The organism is uncultured Methylovirgula sp., from assembly GCF_947646745.1.
GTDB lineage: Bacteria > Pseudomonadota > Alphaproteobacteria > Rhizobiales > Beijerinckiaceae > Methylovirgula.
In genome coordinates this window covers 1-15,569 of the sequence record NZ_CANSHK010000030.1, presented here as the reverse complement: position 1 = coordinate 15,569, position 15,569 = coordinate 1, and the positions used below count along the sequence as shown (strand labels likewise).

The window sequence follows — 15,569 nt, the reverse complement described above, 5'->3', positions numbered from 1 at the left end:
GATGAGCATAGGGCGCGAGGCGGAGACGATCTATGCGCTCGCCTCCGGTGCCGGGCGGGCGGCTGTCGCGGTTCTACGCCTGTCGGGGCCGCGCGTTCCAAAGATCGTCGCGGCGATTGTCGGGAAAGAGATGCCGCCGCGCAAGGCGATGCTAGCGACATTTTGCGATCCGGCGACAGGCGAGGCGATCGACCGCGGTCTTTGCCTCGTGTTCCCGGCGCCAGCGAGCTTTACCGGCGAGGATTGCGCCGAATTTCATCTGCATGGCGGCCCGGCAGTGGTCGCCGCCATGCTCGCGGCCCTGGCACGCTTCCCGGCGACCCGGCCGGCCGAGGCAGGCGAATTCACCCGTTGCGCCTTCGAGAATGGCAAGCTCGACCTGACCGAAGTCGAAGGCCTCGCCGATCTCATCGAGGCCGAAACGCAAATGCAGCGCCGCCAGGCGCTCCGGCAGACGCGCGGGGCCTTGCGTCAAAAAGTCGAAGCCTGGCGTGCGGCTCTGCTCGAAGCTGCGGCTTTGCTTGCGGCCGAAATCGACTTTGCCGATGAAGCCGACGTCGCGCCGCTGGCCCGCCAAGCGCTGGCTGCTGTCATGGCGCCGGTGCGGGCCGATCTTGCGGCCGCGCTGGCCCAGGGCCGCGCCGGGGAGATCATCCGCGACGGGCTGACCTTGGTGATCGCCGGCCCGCCCAATGCCGGCAAATCGACGCTGCTCAATGCGCTTGCCCGGCGCGAGGCGGCGATCGTCTCGCCGATCCCTGGCACGACGCGTGATGCGATCGAGGTGCATCTCGATATTGCCGGCTTCGCTTTCGTCTTGATCGATACGGCCGGGCTGCGGGAAACCGCCGATCCGGTCGAAAGCATCGGTGTCGCGCGAACCAAGGCGCGGGCCGCGGCGGCCGATCTCATTCTCTGGCTCGACGAGACGGGCGCATCGCCGCCGGCCGATTTCGCCGCGGCCGTGCCGGTTTGGGCGATCCGCACCAAAAGCGACCTTGACGGCGCCGTGCCGCCCGGCGTTTTGGCGCTCAGTAGTACGACCGGCGCCAATCTCGACCAGCTGATCGCGCGACTGGGCGGTTTTGCGCGCAACGTGGCCGGGCAGGCTGAATCCGGTCTGATCACGCGGGAACGGCACCGGCGCGCCTTTGCCGCCGCCGCCGTGGCGCTCGACCGGGCGGCAGCCGAGATCGATGGCCCAGTCGAATTGCTCAGCGAAGATTTGCGCGCCGCCGTTCAGGCCCTGGAAAGTCTCATCGGGCGAATCGAGGTCGAAGACGTGCTGGGCGAAATTTTCGCCCGCTTCTGTGTCGGTAAATGATATGTTTCACGTGAAACATTTCGGGTGAGCTGGGTGAATACGGACGAGTTTGATGTCATCGTTGTGGGCGGGGGGCATGCCGGCTGTGAGGCTGCGGCCGCCGCTGCGCGCCTGGGCGCGCGCACCGCGCTCGTCACCCATGCCTTTGCCGGCATCGGCACAATGTCCTGCAATCCGGCGATCGGCGGGCTCGGCAAAGGTCACCTCGTCCGCGAGGTCGATGCCCTCGACGGGCTGATGGGCCGCGTCGCCGACGAAGCCGGGATTCATTTCCGCCTCCTCAATCGTGCCAAGGGGCCGGCGGTGCGCGGCCCCCGCGCGCAAATGGACCGCGCGCTTTATCGCGCGGCGATGCAGGCCGCGCTTTCGGCGGTGGCAGGTCTCACCGTCGTCGAGGCCGAAGCCGCGGAAATTCTAACGGCGGCCGGACGGGTCGCAGCGCTGGCGCTGGCCGATGGCCGTGTCCTCGCCACTGGCGCTTTGGTGCTCACGACCGGCACATTTCTCCGCGGCATGATCCATATCGGCGACGAGCGGATTCCGGCCGGCAGGGTCGGCGAACCGCCGGCGCAAAGGCTTTCGGCGAGCCTGCTGGCGCATGGCTTCGCTCTCGGCCGTCTGAAGACCGGGACACCGCCCCGCCTCGACGGAACGACGATCGATTGGGCTCAGCTTGAGCCCCAGCCGGGAGACGACGAACCCGAACCCTTTTCCTTCCTGACGCCGGCGATCAAGACCGCCCAGGTCGATTGCTTCATCACCCGCACGACGCAGGCCGGGCACGATCTGATCCGCGCCAATATCGGCTATTCCCCGGTCTATTCTGGCGCCATCTCCGGGCGCGGCCCGCGCTATTGTCCCTCAATCGAGGACAAGGTCATGCGCTTTGCTGATCGCGAGGCGCACCAGATTTTTCTCGAGCCGGAAGGCCGCGACGATCCGACAATCTATCCGAATGGGATTTCGACAGCGCTGCCCGCCGCCCTGCAGGATGCCTTCCTGCGCACCATTCCGGGTCTGGCGCAGGTGCGGATGCTGCAGCCGGGCTATGCGATCGAATATGATTTTATCGATCCGCGCGAACTCAGCCCGGCGCTTGAGACGAAGCGCGTCGCTGGCCTTTTTCTCGCCGGCCAGATCAACGGGACAACCGGCTATGAGGAAGCGGCGGCGCAAGGCCTTGTCGCCGGGCTGAACGCGGCGGCCAAGGCGGGCGGCAGCGGCGCGATCGGTTTCGACCGCTCCGAGGCCTATCTCGGCGTGATGATCGACGATCTCGTGACCCGCGGCGTCACCGAGCCCTATCGCATGTTCACCTCGCGCGCCGAATACCGGCTGACGCTGCGTGCCGACAATGCCGACCAACGGCTGACCGGCAAGGGTATCGCACTTGGCGCCGTGGGTGCGGAGCGGGCGCGGGCGTTCACCGCCAAGAAGGCCGCGTTGGATGAAGCGCGGGCGCGGCTCTCGGCCCTGGCGCTGACGCCGAATGAAGCGGCGCGCCACGGTCTCAAGATCAATCAGGATGGCATCCGGCGATCGGCCTTCGACCTGCTCGGCTTCCCGGGCGTCGACTTCGCGGCGCTGCGCGCGATCTGGCCAGAGCTCGGCGCCGTTGACCCGACAAGCGCAGCGCAGGTCGAGATCGATGCCAAATATGCCGTCTATTTGGAGCGGCAGGCCGCGGACATTGCGGGCTTTCGCCGCGACGAGGCTTTGCGCCTCCCGGAAAGCCTCGATTACCGCGCGATTTCCGGTCTCTCGGCAGAACTCCGCGACAAGCTGATTGCCATCAAGCCGCAGACTTTGGGGCAGGCGGGGCGGATCGAGGGGATCACCCCGGCTGCGCTCATCCTGCTCGCAGCGCACGCCAAATCGCAACTCAGACGCCAGCCGGCGCGGAGCCAGGCGTTTGCCGAGTGACGCCGACCGCGACGCGGCGCTGACCCTCTTTCCGCTCCCGTCCGAGACTGTCCGCCGCCTCGACATCTATGCCGCGCTGCTGCGCAAATGGCAGAAGACCATCAATCTCGTCAGCGCGTCGACTTTGCCGCAGCTCTGGACCCGCCACATTGCCGATTCGCTGCAAGTCCAAGCGGCCGTGCCTGAAGCGAAAGTCTGGGCGGATCTCGGCTCGGGCGGCGGCTTTCCCGGCCTCGTCACCGCAATCCGGCTGGCCGAGACGCCCGGCGCAAGGGTGCATCTCATCGAATCGGATCAGCGCAAATGCGCCTTCCTGCGCGAGGTTTCACGTGAAACATCGGCGCCGGCCGTGATCCACAACGGCCGGATCGAAGATATTGTTAACCATATTGGTGACTCGATCGAGGCGGTCAGTGCCCGCGCCCTCGCGCCGCTGCCGACCCTCATTGCCTATGCCGAAAAATGGCTCGCCGAAGGCGCCATCGGCGTTTTTCTCAAGGGACAATGGGCCGAAGACGAGGTCAAAGCCTTGTCCGTAGCGGGCCGATACCGCATCATAGCAAAATCAAGCGTTACTGCGCCGGTCAGTCGCGTCCTGCTCGTCTTCGACGAGGCGGCGCCGAGGACCGCGGCGCGGCGCGGATGAGTTTTTGGCGTACCGCGCGAAAAATCTTCTAAAACAGACCTTTAGAGATCGTCGCATGGTTGCGCAGACAATCGGGTTTCGGAGACGGCGTGTGGCTTATTCTCCCGATCTTCGCGTGTTGGTCCTGGCGAATCAAAAAGGCGGCGTCGGCAAAACGACGACGGCGATCAACCTTGGCACGGCTCTCGCCGCGATCGGCGAGCGGGTGCTGATCATCGATCTCGATCCGCAGGGCAATGCCTCGACCGGTCTTGGCATCGACCGCAAGAACCGCAGTGTTTCGACCTTCGACGTGATGATCGGCGAAGAGCCGCTGAAGGCCGCCATTCAGGCCACCGCCGTGCCACGGCTCTCGATCGCGCCCTCGACCCTCGACCTGCTCGGCGTCGAACTGGAAATCGCCGCGGAGAAGGACCGCGCCCACCGGCTGCGGAACGCGGTCAAAGCTTTTGCCGACGAGCAGGCGACCCTGCCTGAGGCCAATCGTTTCACTTATGTTCTCATCGATTGCCCGCCGTCGCTCAATCTCCTCACTATCAATGCCCTGGCGGCGAGCGACAGTGTCGTGGTGCCGCTGCAATGCGAATTTTTCGCACTCGAAGGCCTGTCGCAATTGCTTTCGACGGTCGAGAAAGTGAAGCAGACGTTGAACGCGGACCTCACGATCCACGGCATCGTCCTGACCATGTATGACCCGCGCAACAATCTCGCGACCCAAGTCGCCGCCGATGTGCGCGGCTTCATGGGCGACAAGGTCTATGAGACGGTCATCCCGCGCAATGTGCGGATTTCGGAAGCCCCGTCCTATGGCAAGCCGGTGCTTCTCTACGATCTCAAATGCGCCGGCAGCCAGGCCTATCTGCGGCTGGCATCGGAAGTGATCCAGCGCGAACGGCAATTGCGCGGCGTCGCGGCTTAGAGCATTGGAGCGAAACGTGCGAAGCGGGTTTCGGACAAATCCGATGCGGTGAGAAAGCTTTAAAAGCGCCGAGCGATTCGAACGTCTGATGCCCGGCGAAAAGTGAAGGCGGAGATGAAGGCAGCGACTATGGCAGACGAACACCGGCCGCGGCTCGGGCGCGGACTGGCCGCCCTGATCGGCGATGCCGGCGAAGAGAATGCAGCGGTGGCGCGCTCGCGCGGGCAGAAGAAGATCGCGCTCGCGTTTCTGCGGCCCAATCCGCGCAATCCGCGCAAGGATTTCAACGACGCGGAGCTTGAGGATCTTGTCGCCTCGATCCGCGAGAAGGGCATTATCCAGCCGATCCTCGCGCGCACCGTGCCGGGGCAGGCCGACGCTTATGAGATCATCGCCGGCGAGCGGCGCTGGCGCGCCGCGCAACGCGTCGGGCTGCATGACGTGCCGGTGATTCTGGTCGAGGCCGACGACAAGCAGGCGCTCGAACTCGCCATCATCGAGAACGTGCAGCGCGCCGATCTCAATGCGCTCGAAGAGGCGCTCGGCTATCAGCAGCTTGAAAATGACTATGGCTATACACAGGCTGATCTTGCCAAAGTCATCGGCAAAAGCCGCAGCCACGTCACCAATACTTTGCGGCTGCTGAAACTACCAGAGAAGACCAAGCGTCTCCTTGCCGAAGGCCAGCTCTCGGCCGGTCATGCGCGCGCACTCCTGACCCGCGCCGATGCCGACGAGATCGCCTCGCGCATCGTCGCGCAGGGGCTGTCGGTGCGTGATGTCGAGAAGTTGACGCAGAAAGCCGAGGCACGGGCGAGGGCCAAAAGCGACGACGACAAAGATGCCGATACGCGGGCTTTGGAAAAAGAGCTCGGCGATGCGCTGGGCCTCGTCGTTTCGATCGCCGCGCACGGCGAGACGGGCGAATTGCGCATCCGCTACAAGAGTCTCGAACAGCTCGACGATCTGGTGCGGCGATTGAAGCGCTGATTACCCGGCCTTGCGTTTGGCGCTGAGTGCGATCGTCCAGAGCGCACGCAAGGCGATCTGATCGGCGAGACGCGGATCGCGGCGGGCCTTGCCGATCGCCTGGTTGAGCGCCGCGATCGTCCGTGCCAAGCGTTCCGACGGCCAGGCGCGGAGATGCCGGTCGAAGGCGGCGCTGCGGCGAAAGCCGAAACCGCCCCCGCCGCCGCGGCCCGATTCGGCATCGAGCCGCGCCCGGTGCAGCGCCGTCGCATGACGCAAGGCGGCGCCGAGCAAAGCATTGTAATCGCCGCCTTCCGAGAAGACCCGTTCGGCGGTTTTCTCGACGGCGAGGAGGTCGCCGTCGAAGGCACCGTCGATCGCCGCATCGAGCGCGACACTCGATGCGTCGGCGACGATCGCCGCGACATGATCGATCGTCACCGTTCCGGCGCCGCGCGCATAGAGGGCGAGCTTGGCGATTTCCGACCGCGTGGTCAGCCGGTCCTCGCCCAGGAGCGAAACAAGCAGCGTCTTCGCCTCAGCATCGATGCCGATGCCGTCGGCGCGCAATTCGGTGTCGATGAGCTGCGCCACATCTTTGGCACTATCGGGATAACATTCGATCGCCGCAGCGCGGGAATCCGACTCGCAGAGCTTGCGCAGCGGTGCGTCGCGTTTCAGCGCGCCGGCTTCGATGACGATGGTGCAATCGAGCGGCGGCTTCGCCAGCACGGGCTCGAGGGCGGCGACAAAATTCTTGCCCATCGCATCGATGGCGATGGCGCGGCGGCCGCCGAACATGGGGATCGTATTGGCTTCGTCGGCGAGCCGCAACGGATCGGCGGCAAGTTCGTCGCCGGAGATGCGCAGGAATTGGAACGGGTCCTTCGTATCATCGACGCTGCGCGCGATGATCTTTTGCGCGCGCTCCGCGACGAGGCCGGCGTCCGTACCGAAGATCAGATAAAGAAAAATGTTCGGCGGCGGCTTGGCGATGAAACGATCGGCTTCGCCGCTTTTGACCGCAACCATCAGGAATGTGTGGCGAGTTCGGCAGCGACTTGGGTGGTGATTTCATCGGCAAGCCGCCGCGCGTCGCGGATTTCCGCATCGCGTGCGGCGCGCACATTGGCGAAGCGGTTGATGTTGCGGTCGTAGCTTGCCGCGACATAGGCCTTGCCGACAAAGACCTTGCCGTTGCCGACCGGGACGAGGCGGAAATTCGCCGTCGTCACGATCGTGGCCGAGGTGGCGAGGCCTTCGACCGTGTCGATCAGCGGCGTCTCCGTGCCTTCGGCCAGGGTTATGATGAGATGATATTGCGGCTCGGTCGGCGCCCCGGTGCCGTTGAGATTGAGCTTGAGGTCGTCGCCCAGATAATGCCCGAGGCGGCCGGCGATCTCGTCGACCGCGACCGACTGCATTTTCTCGGCCTGGGCGCCGTTCGCCAAAAAACTACCCGAGCCATAAAGCGGCCGCACGCTTTCGATGCAGCCGCCGAGCCCAAGCAGCGGCAGCAGACCGACGAGCAGCGCGGCGGCACGCAAATTCGGCGACGACAAATCAGGCAACGACATTGACGATCCTTTGCGGAACGATGATCACCTTCTTCACCGCCTTGCCTTCCAGCGCCTTCTGAACCCCTTCGAGCGCCAAAGTGGCCTTTTCGATCGCGGCCGCATCGGCGTCGCGCGCAATGGCGAGGTCCGCCCGCTTCTTGCCGTTCACCTGCACCGGCAGGACGATCGTATTTTCAACGATCAGGCTGCGGTCGGCAATGGGCCATGGCACCTCGGCAACCAAAGTCGCGTGGCCGAGCCGGGCCCAGCTTTCCTCCGCCAGATGCGGCATCATCGGCGCAAATAGTTGCACAAAAATGTCCGCCGCCTCGCGGAAGGCATAGCGCAGGTCGGTGCCGACATCCGGGCTTTCGATGGCTCCGACCGCGGCGGAAAGCTTATTGGCGAGATCGTAGAGCTGGGCGACGGCGCGGTTGAAGCGCAGCCGCAGGATATCTTCCTCGACCTTCACCAGAGCCGCGTGCGCCGCCTTGCGGATTTCGACGGCGGCGGGGGCGAACTCGGCGGGTGCGGCCGCACCGGGCAGGGCGGCGAGGCCCGCGAGTTCATCGACCAGACGCCACGCACGCTGGACGAATTTGGCGGCGCCCTGGACGCCGGCGTCGGTCCAGATCACATCGCCTTCCGGCGGCGAATCGGACAGGACCACCCAGCGCGCCGTGTCGGCGCCATAGGTTTCGATGATCTCGTCCGGGTCGATCGTATTGCGTTTCGACTTCGACATTTTCTCGATCGGGCCGATTTCGACGGGCGCACCGGTGTCGAGCCGCGTCGCCTGGCGGCCTTCCGGGGTCAGGTCGATTCTGATTTCCGACGGTGCGACCCAGGCGCCGTCGGCATCGCGATAGGTCTCATGCACCACCATGCCCTGGGTGAAGAGGCCCGCGAAGGGCTCCTTCAGGGCATCGGCATGGCCGGTCTGCTGCATGGCGCGGGTAAAGAAGCGGGAATAGAGCAGATGCAAAATCGCGTGCTCGATGCCGCCGATATATTGATCGACCGGCAGCCATTTGCGCACCATGGCCTCGTCGGTCGGCGCCGCCTTGTCCCAGGGATCGGTGAAGCGCAGGAAATACCAGGACGAATCGACGAACGTATCCATCGTGTCCGTCTCACGCCGCGCCGCGCCGCCACAGCTCGGGCAGGCGACATGCTTCCAGGTCGGATGACGCTCGAGCGGATTGCCCGGCTGGTCGAAGGTGACATCCTGCGGCAACTCGACCGGCAGGTCGGCGGCCGGCACCGGCACGGCGCCGCATTTTTCGCAATGGATGATCGGGATCGGGCAGCCCCAATAGCGCTGCCGCGAAATGCCCCAATCACGCAGCCGGTAATTGATCTGTCGTTGGCCGACCGGCGCTGTGCCGAGCGTCGCGGCTTCGAGCCGTTTGGCGACCTCCTCCTTGGCTGCCTCGATCGTCAGCCCATCGAGGAAGCGCGAATGAATCAGCGTGCCGTCGCCGTCATAGGCCTTGTCGGTGATGGTGAAGCTCGCCGGATCTGCGCCGGGCGGACAGACCACCGGTGTATTGCCGAGGCCATAGGCATTGGCGAAGTCGAGATCGCGCTGGTCATGCGCTGGGCAGCCGAAGATGGCGCCGGTGCCGTAATCCATCAGCACGAAATTGGCGACGTAGACCGGCAGCAGCCAATCGGCATCGAAGGGATGGCGCACGCGCAGGCCGGTATCATAGCCCTTCTTCTCCGCCGTCTCGATGGCGGCTTCGGACGTGCCGCCGCGCTGGCATTCGGCGATGAACTGCCGCAAAGCCGGATCCTGTTCGGCGACCGCCGCGGCCAGCGGATGGTCCGGCGCCAGCGCGATGAATTTGGCGCCGAAGAGCGTGTCCGGCCGCGTCGTATAAACATCGATCTCGCGCGCCGCGACCTTCTCCGTCGGCGCCAGCGCAAAGCGCAGATGCAGGCCTTCGGAACGGCCGATCCAATTCTTCTGCATCAGCCGGACTTTTTCCGGCCAGCGCGGCAGATCATCGAGCGCCGCGAGGAGATCATCGGCGGCGGCAGAGATCTTCAGGAACCATTGCGTCAGTTCGCGCTGCTCGACGGGGGCGCCGGAGCGCCAGCCGCGGCCGTCGATCACCTGCTCATTGGCGAGCACCGTATGATCGACCGGGTCCCAATTGACGCGCGACTTCTTGCGGTCGACGAGGCCGGCGGCGAGGAAATCGAGAAACAGCTTCTGCTGATGCTTGTAATAGGCCGGGTCGCAGGTCGCGATCTCGCGCGACCAGTCGAGCGACAGGCCCATGGATTTGAGCTGCGCCCGCATCGCCGCGATATTGGCATAGGTCCATTGCGCCGGATGCGTCTTGTTCTGGGCGGCGGCATTTTCCGCCGGCAGGCCGAAAGCGTCCCAGCCCATCGGATGGAGAACGTTATAACCCTTGGCCCGCATGAAACGCGCGATGACGTCGCCCATCGTATAATTGCGGACATGCCCCATATGGATCCGGCCGGACGGATAGGGGAACATTTCGAGGACGTAGTATTTCGGCCGCGGATCTTCATTGCGGGTGCGGAAGGTTTCCGCCGCGTCCCAGGTCTGCTGCCATTTCGGTTCGGCTTCGTGAGCGTTGTAGCGCGCCGTGTCCATGCTATCAGGGGGTTAGAGCATCGGACGAAATCCGCGAAGCGGTTTTCGCAATCAATCCGATGCGATTGAAAGTCTTAGGATTGAGGCGGCCGATACTCAGCATTATTGGCGGGACGGGTCAATGATCGGCATGGCGGAAGGAGAGCGGCATGACGGCGGCGGAAAAGCGGGAGTCTGATGGCGCCGTCGCGCGGCTTCAGGACATCCGCCAGCGGATGGCCCGGGCGGCATCCGATGCGGGCCGCGCGCCGGGTGCGGTCACGCTCGTCTGCGTGTCGAAGACCTTCGGCGCCGAGGCGATCCGGCCGGTGATCGCCGCGGGCGAGCGCGTCTTCGGCGAAAACCGGGTGCAGGAGGCGATCGCCAAATGGCCGGCGCTGCGCGCCGAGACCCCGGGCCTCGAACTGCATCTCATCGGGCCATTGCAATCCAACAAGGCGCGCGAAGCGGTGCAATTCTTCGATGTGATCGAGACGGTCGATCGCGAAAAGATCGCGATGGCTCTTTCAAAAGAGATCGCTTTGCTCGATCAGGCGCGGGATGCGGGTGGAAAACCGGAGTCCACTTTTCCTCATCCCGCGCGCCGCGCGCCCAAACTCTACGTGCAGGTGAATACCGGCGCCGAGCCGCAGAAGGCCGGCATTCTGCCCGAGCAGGCGGACGACTTCATCGGCTTTTGCCGCGACGATCTCAACCTCGATATTTCCGGCCTGATGTGCATTCCGCCGTTCGATGAGCAGGCCGCGCCGCATTTCGCGCTGCTCAACAAGATCGCCGCCCGCAACGCCATCAACATTCTCTCAATGGGCATGAGCAGCGATTTCGAGATCGCCATCGAGCTTGGCGCGACGCATGTGCGCATCGGCAGCGCGATCTTCGGGGGGCGGTGAACCTTCGCACGCGTTATGGCCGGGCTTGGCCCGGCCATTCAGACACTATCGCGATCGCCCGCTTGGATGCGCGGATCAGCTCCGCGCCTGATGCGTGCTTAAGGCCTCAGTGCCTCAAATCTTCCGGCACTTTGCCGCCGTTCTTTTCGAGCTCGGCGATGACTTCCTTGTGCAGCCAGATGTTCATCGCGGCCGTGTCGTCCTCGTCGCCGCTGTAATGCAGCTCCGTGGCCAGTTGCTTGCGCGCGGCAAGGCTGCTGTCGAGATCGAGCGCTTTCAAAAGATCGACGATCGAATGTTTCCAGTCGAGATGCTCGTGATGGGTTGCGGCACGTTGCGTCAGCACGGCATCGACATCGATGGGGGCGCTTGGCGCAGCGGGGGCGGGAGCCGAGGCTGTTGTCGCGGGTTCGCTTGGTGAAGGCTCAGCCGGCGCCGCCTCGGGCGCGGCCGGCGTGGGCGCAGCCGATGGCGTTGCGGGCGTCGTGGACGTGCCGCCATGATGGAGAATGGCTGAAACGATGCTGCCGAGAATGCTCATTGAAGGTCTCCCCGTTTGCAGCTTCAGTCTGCGCGGGGAATGTGACAGCCGAATTGCTTCCAGCCATGCGCGGCGTCACGGCAAGCGTTTCCAATTGTCGACGAAGAAGCCGCGGGCATCGACTTGGCTGATCGACGCTCCGGTGACGGCGATGCCGTTGGCGCAGCGCCAAGCGTAGATCGTGTCGTGGCCGGTCGCCGCCATCGGAATGAAATCGGAATTGGGATTGTCTTTGCACCAGGCTGTCGCGCCGGGCAGGCTCTTGCTGAGATTGGCTTTGCCGCACGCCAGATTGGCGCCGACATTGCAGAGCATGACCTTGCCATCGGCGCAGCGATAACTTGTCGTCTGCAAAGCATAAGCGCCGCCGATGTTGAACAGCCGCTTGATCGCAGGACCCAGCGAGGACGGCACGGGGCGGACACGGTCATCGTTGACGACTTTGGCACAATAGGCGCGCGGCGCCGAAGCAGGCGAAGCGTGAACGATGCCGATCGGCATCGCGCAGAAAAGCCCAAGGGCCGACAATTTCGTGAGCCATTCCCGCAAGCCTGAGCGCGGCTGAGATGTCATCATTGTCTCTCCGAACTATCGTTTCACAATCAGGACAGCCTTGCGCGCAAGGCGCGGCAGAAGCTTGCGCAGGTCGTCTTGCCGGAGCGCGATGCAGCCTTCGGTCGGCGCAAAATCCGGCCGCGCGCAATGCAGGAAGATGGCGCTGCCGGCGCCTTTGCGGCGTGGATGGAGATTGTAATCAAGCACGACGACGAGATCATAAAGGCCGTCGTCGCGCCAAAGGGTTTCATGGCGCGCCGGCGACGGCAGGCGAATCAGCCGATTGTAATTGGCGGACTTGACGTCGTCGCACCAGCCGAGCGTTCGGTTAATCGGGAACATTGGCAGGGACGCGCGCGGCCGGCGGCCGATTAACGGCTTGAAAAAGCCTTCAATCAGCCGAAAATGCCCGGCAGGCGAAGCATGGTCGCCTTCGCGCTTGCGGTGGCCGATCCCGGCTGCGCCGATGGCACAGACAATCGTCGTCTGGCCGATCTGCAGGCGCCCGCGGAGCGGCCTCTCGGGCGAGAAACGCGGCAGCGCCGTCGCGACGATCCGGCGTAAAGGCAATCCGCCCTTCGGCTGGCCGGGGGTTTTGCGCGGTTTTGCGGATTTCGGCGAACCGGGCGGGTGCTGTTTCGGTAGGGTCGTCACGAGAATTTGACATCTGAGTGTCGCCGATGCGGCACGAAACCATAGGACCAGCCATGACGCAGGTTCGCAAGATTTTGATTGCGGATGATGACGAGGAGCTTCGCGGCGAACTCGTCGAGCAGCTCGCGCTGCATGCTGAATTCGAACCCGTCCATGCCGCGACGGCCGCCGCGGCGCTCATTGTGGCGCGCGAGGCGGCGCCGGATCTCGTCATCATGGATGTCGGCCTGCCCGACATGGACGGTCGCGCCGCGGTGCGGCAATTGCGCGGCGAAGGATTCAAAAATCCGATCATCATGCTGACCGGACATGATTCCGAGGCCGACACGGTCGATGGATTGGAAGCCGGCGCCAATGATTATGTGACGAAGCCCTTCCGCTTCTCGGTGCTGCTGGCGCGCATGCGCGTTCATCTGCGCCAGCATGAGGCGAGCGACGACGCGCTGTTCCGCATCGGGCCCTTCACCTTCCAGCCCGGCTCGAAACATCTCATCAACGAAAAGGGCAGCAAGCTGCGCCTCACCGAAAAGGAAACGGCGATCCTGCGCTTTCTCTATCGCGCCCGTCAGTCGGTCGTCACCCGCGATGTCCTTCTCAAGGAAGTCTGGGGTTATAATTCCAATGTCACGACCCATACGCTCGAGACGCATATCTATCGGCTGCGCCAGAAGATCGAGCGCGACCCCGCCAAATCGCAGCTTTTGATCACCGAGGCGGGCGGCTATAAGCTCGTCCCGTAATCAGCGTGTGAGCGCATGGCCCGCGACGACGATCTGCACGACCTGACCCGCCATCCGATTTTCGCCGTGCTCGAATCGGAGGCGCTGCGCTTTATCGCGCTGTCGGCGGGGCAACGCATTCTGCGCAGCGGCGAGGTGCTTTTCCGCCGCGACGAGCCGTCGGATGGCGGCTATTTTCTGCGCTCCGGCTCCGTCGCGCTCGAACCCGCCGGCGAGGAGCGCAGCGAAAAAATCCTCCGGCCGCCGACCTTGATCGGCGAGATGGCGCTGATCGCGCCGACGCGCCGCCCGGCGACCGCAATTGCCTGCGAGCCCTCGGGCGTGTTGCAGATTTCGCGAAGCTTGTTCCAGCGGGCGCTCGTCGAATCGCCGCGCAGCGCCGAGCGCCTGCGCCGCTTGCTGGAAAAGCGGCTGCATGGTTTCGCGCAGGAGCTCAACGCCCTGCGCGAAACGGCTTTCGAGGACAAGTAAGGCATCGCGCGCCGGCTAGAGCCTTTTCGATTCCGATAGAATCAGAACCAAGGCTCCAGCTTTTTGTTGTGACGCGTTTTCTTCACGCGAACCGGTTTCCACTTCGCTCGAAAACGCTCTAAGCCGCGACGCCGGTCCCGATCTGGCAGGCGACGCCGGTGCCGCCAAGACCGCAATAGCCATGCGGATTCTTCGCCAGATATTGCTGATGATAATCCTCGGCATAATAGAACGGGCTCGCCTCATGGATTTCGGTCGTGATCGGGCCGAGGCCCTGCGCTTTCAAGGCTTCGCCATAGCTTGCCTTGGAGGCTTCGGCGGCGGCCCGCTGCGCCGCATTCGTCACATAAATCACCGAGCGATATTGCGTGCCGACGTCATTGCCCTGGCGCATCCCCTGAGTCGGATTGTGCGATTCCCAAAAGGTCTTGAGCAGCGTCGCGTAGCTGATCTCTTTCGGATCATAGGCGACAAGCACGACCTCGGCATGGCCGGTCTTGCCGGAGCACACGTCCTCATAGGTCGGGTTGGGCGTCGCGCCGCCGGCATAGCCGACCGCGGTCGTGAAAATCCCCTTGCCGAGCTGCCAGAACTTGCGCTCGGCGCCCCAGAAGCAGCCGAGGCCGAAAATGGCGATCTCGATCCCGTGCGGGAACGGCGGCTTCAACGCGTGGCCGAGGACGAAATGCGTCTCCGCGGTCGGCAGCGGGTAGGGACGGCCGGGCAGGGCTTCGGCGGCGGTGGGGAGGGTCAGGGGCTTGCCGAATGAGAACATGAAAACCTCCGTTCTTATTCTTGTTGTTGAGATGGGGCGGCTTCAGGCCGGAAGCAACGCCCGTTCCTCTCTACGCAAAAGGGCCGCCCTTCGTTACCTCTCTTCGCGGTTGGAATAGCCGATCTTCGGCCGCCGTCTCTGCGTGATGAGTAGGACGAGGGCGCCGAGCGCGCCGGCGACGATCCAGGTCGGCGCGGTCAGCAGATGGACGATCAGCGGATCCCAGACGAAATGCGGCACGTGCGCTTCAACCTGCGGCTTCAGCGCGGCAAATTTCTGCGGCGACAGCCAGGCCAGCGTCTGGCCGAGGGGCGTCAGCGCCAGCGCACCGCCGGCAATGCTGCGCGTGCCGTCGACGACGAGCGCGGCGAAGGCGCCGGCGAGCAGCACCAATCCCAGGAGGCGAAGGACGAAGCGAAACATCGGCAGACCCGAAGCGCGGACGGCCGTTATTTGGCACGGCGGCGTGGCGGCGTCTATTGGCCAATAGGGGGTGAATGGGCCGGAATTATGCAGCTCACGGCGCGCTTGAAGGATCGCTTGCGCTGGGGTTGCGGCCGATTATAGTGCGCGCCAATCGTGATCGATTGGCGGAGCCACCCGCTGCAGCGAGACGATGGAGGGGTGGCCGAGTGGTTGAAGGCGCACGCCTGGAAAGTGTGTATACGGGAAACCGTATCGCGGGTTCGAATCCCGCTCCCTCCGCCAGCCTATTGTCTTCGTGTTCGCTAATGAATGATGCATCTATGCCGCGGCCGCGACGATCCGGGCGACATCCGCCAGAATAGCTTCCTGACTTTCGACCGAACCGGGCGCTTCGCCGAGATAGGCCGTTACCACGATCGGCGCACGGCCAGGGGGCCAGATCACGCCGATATCGTTCGTCGCGATCTTCTCCCAGGTGCCAGGCTTGTTCGCGATCCGCCAGCTTGCCGGAAGGCCAACGCGGAGGCGGCGCGTCGCGGCAT

At 64.3% G+C, this 15,569-nt stretch carries 17 protein-coding genes and 1 tRNA gene; 9 read left to right on the top strand and 9 right to left on the bottom strand.

Annotation, left to right across the window (positions count from 1 at the left end; all coding sequences use genetic code 11):
• Position 1 precedes the first annotated feature (1 nt).
• The 5 genes from mnmE (at position 2) to Q0025_RS10085 (ending at position 5,802) form a co-directional block, all read left to right on the top strand.
• Positions 2–1,324, top strand: coding sequence for a tRNA uridine-5-carboxymethylaminomethyl(34) synthesis GTPase MnmE (gene mnmE / locus Q0025_RS10105; protein WP_297298595.1), 1,323 nt, complete (start codon positions 2–4; stop codon positions 1,322–1,324).
• Positions 1,325–1,357: 33 nt separating this feature from the next.
• Positions 1,358–3,247: a tRNA uridine-5-carboxymethylaminomethyl(34) synthesis enzyme MnmG gene (mnmG, locus tag Q0025_RS10100; RefSeq protein WP_297298593.1), complete on the top strand. Its 1,890-nt coding sequence runs from the start codon at positions 1,358–1,360 to the stop codon at positions 3,245–3,247.
• Complete coding sequence (gene rsmG / locus Q0025_RS10095; protein WP_297298591.1) at positions 3,237–3,893, top strand: 16S rRNA (guanine(527)-N(7))-methyltransferase RsmG; 657 nt, start codon at positions 3,237–3,239, stop codon at positions 3,891–3,893. Before mnmG ends, rsmG begins: the two co-directional genes overlap by 11 nt.
• Positions 3,894–3,984: 91 nt before the next feature.
• Positions 3,985–4,812: a ParA family protein gene (locus Q0025_RS10090; RefSeq protein ID WP_297298589.1), complete on the top strand. Its 828-nt coding sequence runs from the start codon at positions 3,985–3,987 to the stop codon at positions 4,810–4,812.
• A 129-nt stretch (positions 4,813–4,941) separates the two neighbouring features.
• Entirely contained in the window at positions 4,942–5,802 is an 861-nt protein-coding gene (locus tag Q0025_RS10085) for a ParB/RepB/Spo0J family partition protein (protein ID WP_297298587.1), read from the top strand.
• Here the strand turns inward: Q0025_RS10085 and holA are convergent, their stop codons facing one another.
• The 3 genes from holA to leuS are packed head-to-tail and all read right to left on the bottom strand — an operon-like array spanning position 5,803 to position 9,975.
• Positions 5,803–6,813: a DNA polymerase III subunit delta gene (gene holA, locus Q0025_RS10080; protein WP_297298585.1), complete on the bottom strand. Its 1,011-nt coding sequence runs from the start codon at positions 6,811–6,813 to the stop codon at positions 5,803–5,805.
• Positions 6,813–7,358, bottom strand: a complete 546-nt coding sequence (lptE, locus tag Q0025_RS10075; RefSeq protein ID WP_297298582.1) for an LPS assembly lipoprotein LptE — start codon at positions 7,356–7,358, stop codon at positions 6,813–6,815. The genes holA and lptE overlap by 1 nt, the downstream gene beginning before the upstream one ends.
• Positions 7,345–9,975 (bottom strand): leucine--tRNA ligase, encoded by a 2,631-nt coding sequence (gene leuS, locus Q0025_RS10070; RefSeq protein ID WP_297298580.1) that lies wholly within the window; start codon positions 9,973–9,975, stop codon positions 7,345–7,347. The genes lptE and leuS overlap by 14 nt, the downstream gene beginning before the upstream one ends.
• 149 nt (positions 9,976–10,124) lie before the next feature.
• Between leuS and Q0025_RS10065 the strand changes: the two genes are divergently transcribed.
• Positions 10,125–10,865 (top strand): YggS family pyridoxal phosphate-dependent enzyme, encoded by a 741-nt coding sequence (locus Q0025_RS10065; protein ID WP_297298578.1) that lies wholly within the window; start codon positions 10,125–10,127, stop codon positions 10,863–10,865.
• A 106-nt stretch (positions 10,866–10,971) separates the two neighbouring features.
• On the opposite strand, the gene Q0025_RS10060 is transcribed toward Q0025_RS10065, so the two are convergent.
• The 3 genes from Q0025_RS10060 to Q0025_RS10050 all read right to left on the bottom strand — a co-directional run bounded on the left by Q0025_RS10060 (position 10,972) and on the right by Q0025_RS10050 (position 12,531).
• On the bottom strand, positions 10,972–11,406 hold the full coding sequence (locus Q0025_RS10060; RefSeq protein WP_297298575.1) for a DUF3597 domain-containing protein: 435 nt from the start codon (positions 11,404–11,406) through the stop codon (positions 10,972–10,974).
• 75 nt (positions 11,407–11,481) lie between these two features.
• Positions 11,482–11,982 (bottom strand): hypothetical protein, encoded by a 501-nt coding sequence (locus Q0025_RS10055; protein WP_297298572.1) that lies wholly within the window; start codon positions 11,980–11,982, stop codon positions 11,482–11,484.
• Between the two features lie 12 nt (positions 11,983–11,994).
• Positions 11,995–12,531, bottom strand: coding sequence for a L,D-transpeptidase family protein (locus tag Q0025_RS10050; RefSeq protein WP_297298570.1), 537 nt, complete (start codon positions 12,529–12,531; stop codon positions 11,995–11,997).
• Positions 12,532–12,668: 137 nt separating this feature from the next.
• Here Q0025_RS10050 and Q0025_RS10045 point away from each other — a divergent pair, with 137 nt between their 5' ends.
• Together Q0025_RS10045 and Q0025_RS10040 are read left to right on the top strand one after the other, a co-directional pair.
• A complete protein-coding gene (locus Q0025_RS10045; protein ID WP_297298568.1) occupies positions 12,669–13,355 on the top strand; it encodes a response regulator transcription factor in 687 nt (228 codons plus the stop codon).
• A 15-nt stretch (positions 13,356–13,370) separates the two neighbouring features.
• Positions 13,371–13,826: a cyclic nucleotide-binding domain-containing protein gene (locus Q0025_RS10040; protein WP_297298566.1), complete on the top strand. Its 456-nt coding sequence runs from the start codon at positions 13,371–13,373 to the stop codon at positions 13,824–13,826.
• A gap of 118 nt (positions 13,827–13,944) precedes the next feature.
• Here the strand turns inward: Q0025_RS10040 and msrA are convergent, their stop codons facing one another.
• Both msrA and Q0025_RS10030 read right to left on the bottom strand, forming a co-directional pair.
• Positions 13,945–14,601: a peptide-methionine (S)-S-oxide reductase MsrA gene (gene msrA / locus Q0025_RS10035; protein ID WP_297298564.1), complete on the bottom strand. Its 657-nt coding sequence runs from the start codon at positions 14,599–14,601 to the stop codon at positions 13,945–13,947.
• A gap of 93 nt (positions 14,602–14,694) precedes the next feature.
• Entirely contained in the window at positions 14,695–15,024 is a 330-nt protein-coding gene (locus Q0025_RS10030; protein ID WP_297298562.1) for a hypothetical protein, read from the bottom strand.
• A gap of 195 nt (positions 15,025–15,219) precedes the next feature.
• Between Q0025_RS10030 and Q0025_RS10025 the strand changes: the two genes are divergently transcribed.
• Positions 15,220–15,309, top strand: a tRNA-Ser gene (locus Q0025_RS10025).
• Positions 15,310–15,345: 36 nt separating this feature from the next.
• Here Q0025_RS10025 and Q0025_RS10020 read toward each other — a convergent pair.
• On the bottom strand, positions 15,346–15,569 hold a 224-nt coding region (locus tag Q0025_RS10020), incomplete at its 5' end, for a serine hydrolase (RefSeq protein ID WP_297298560.1).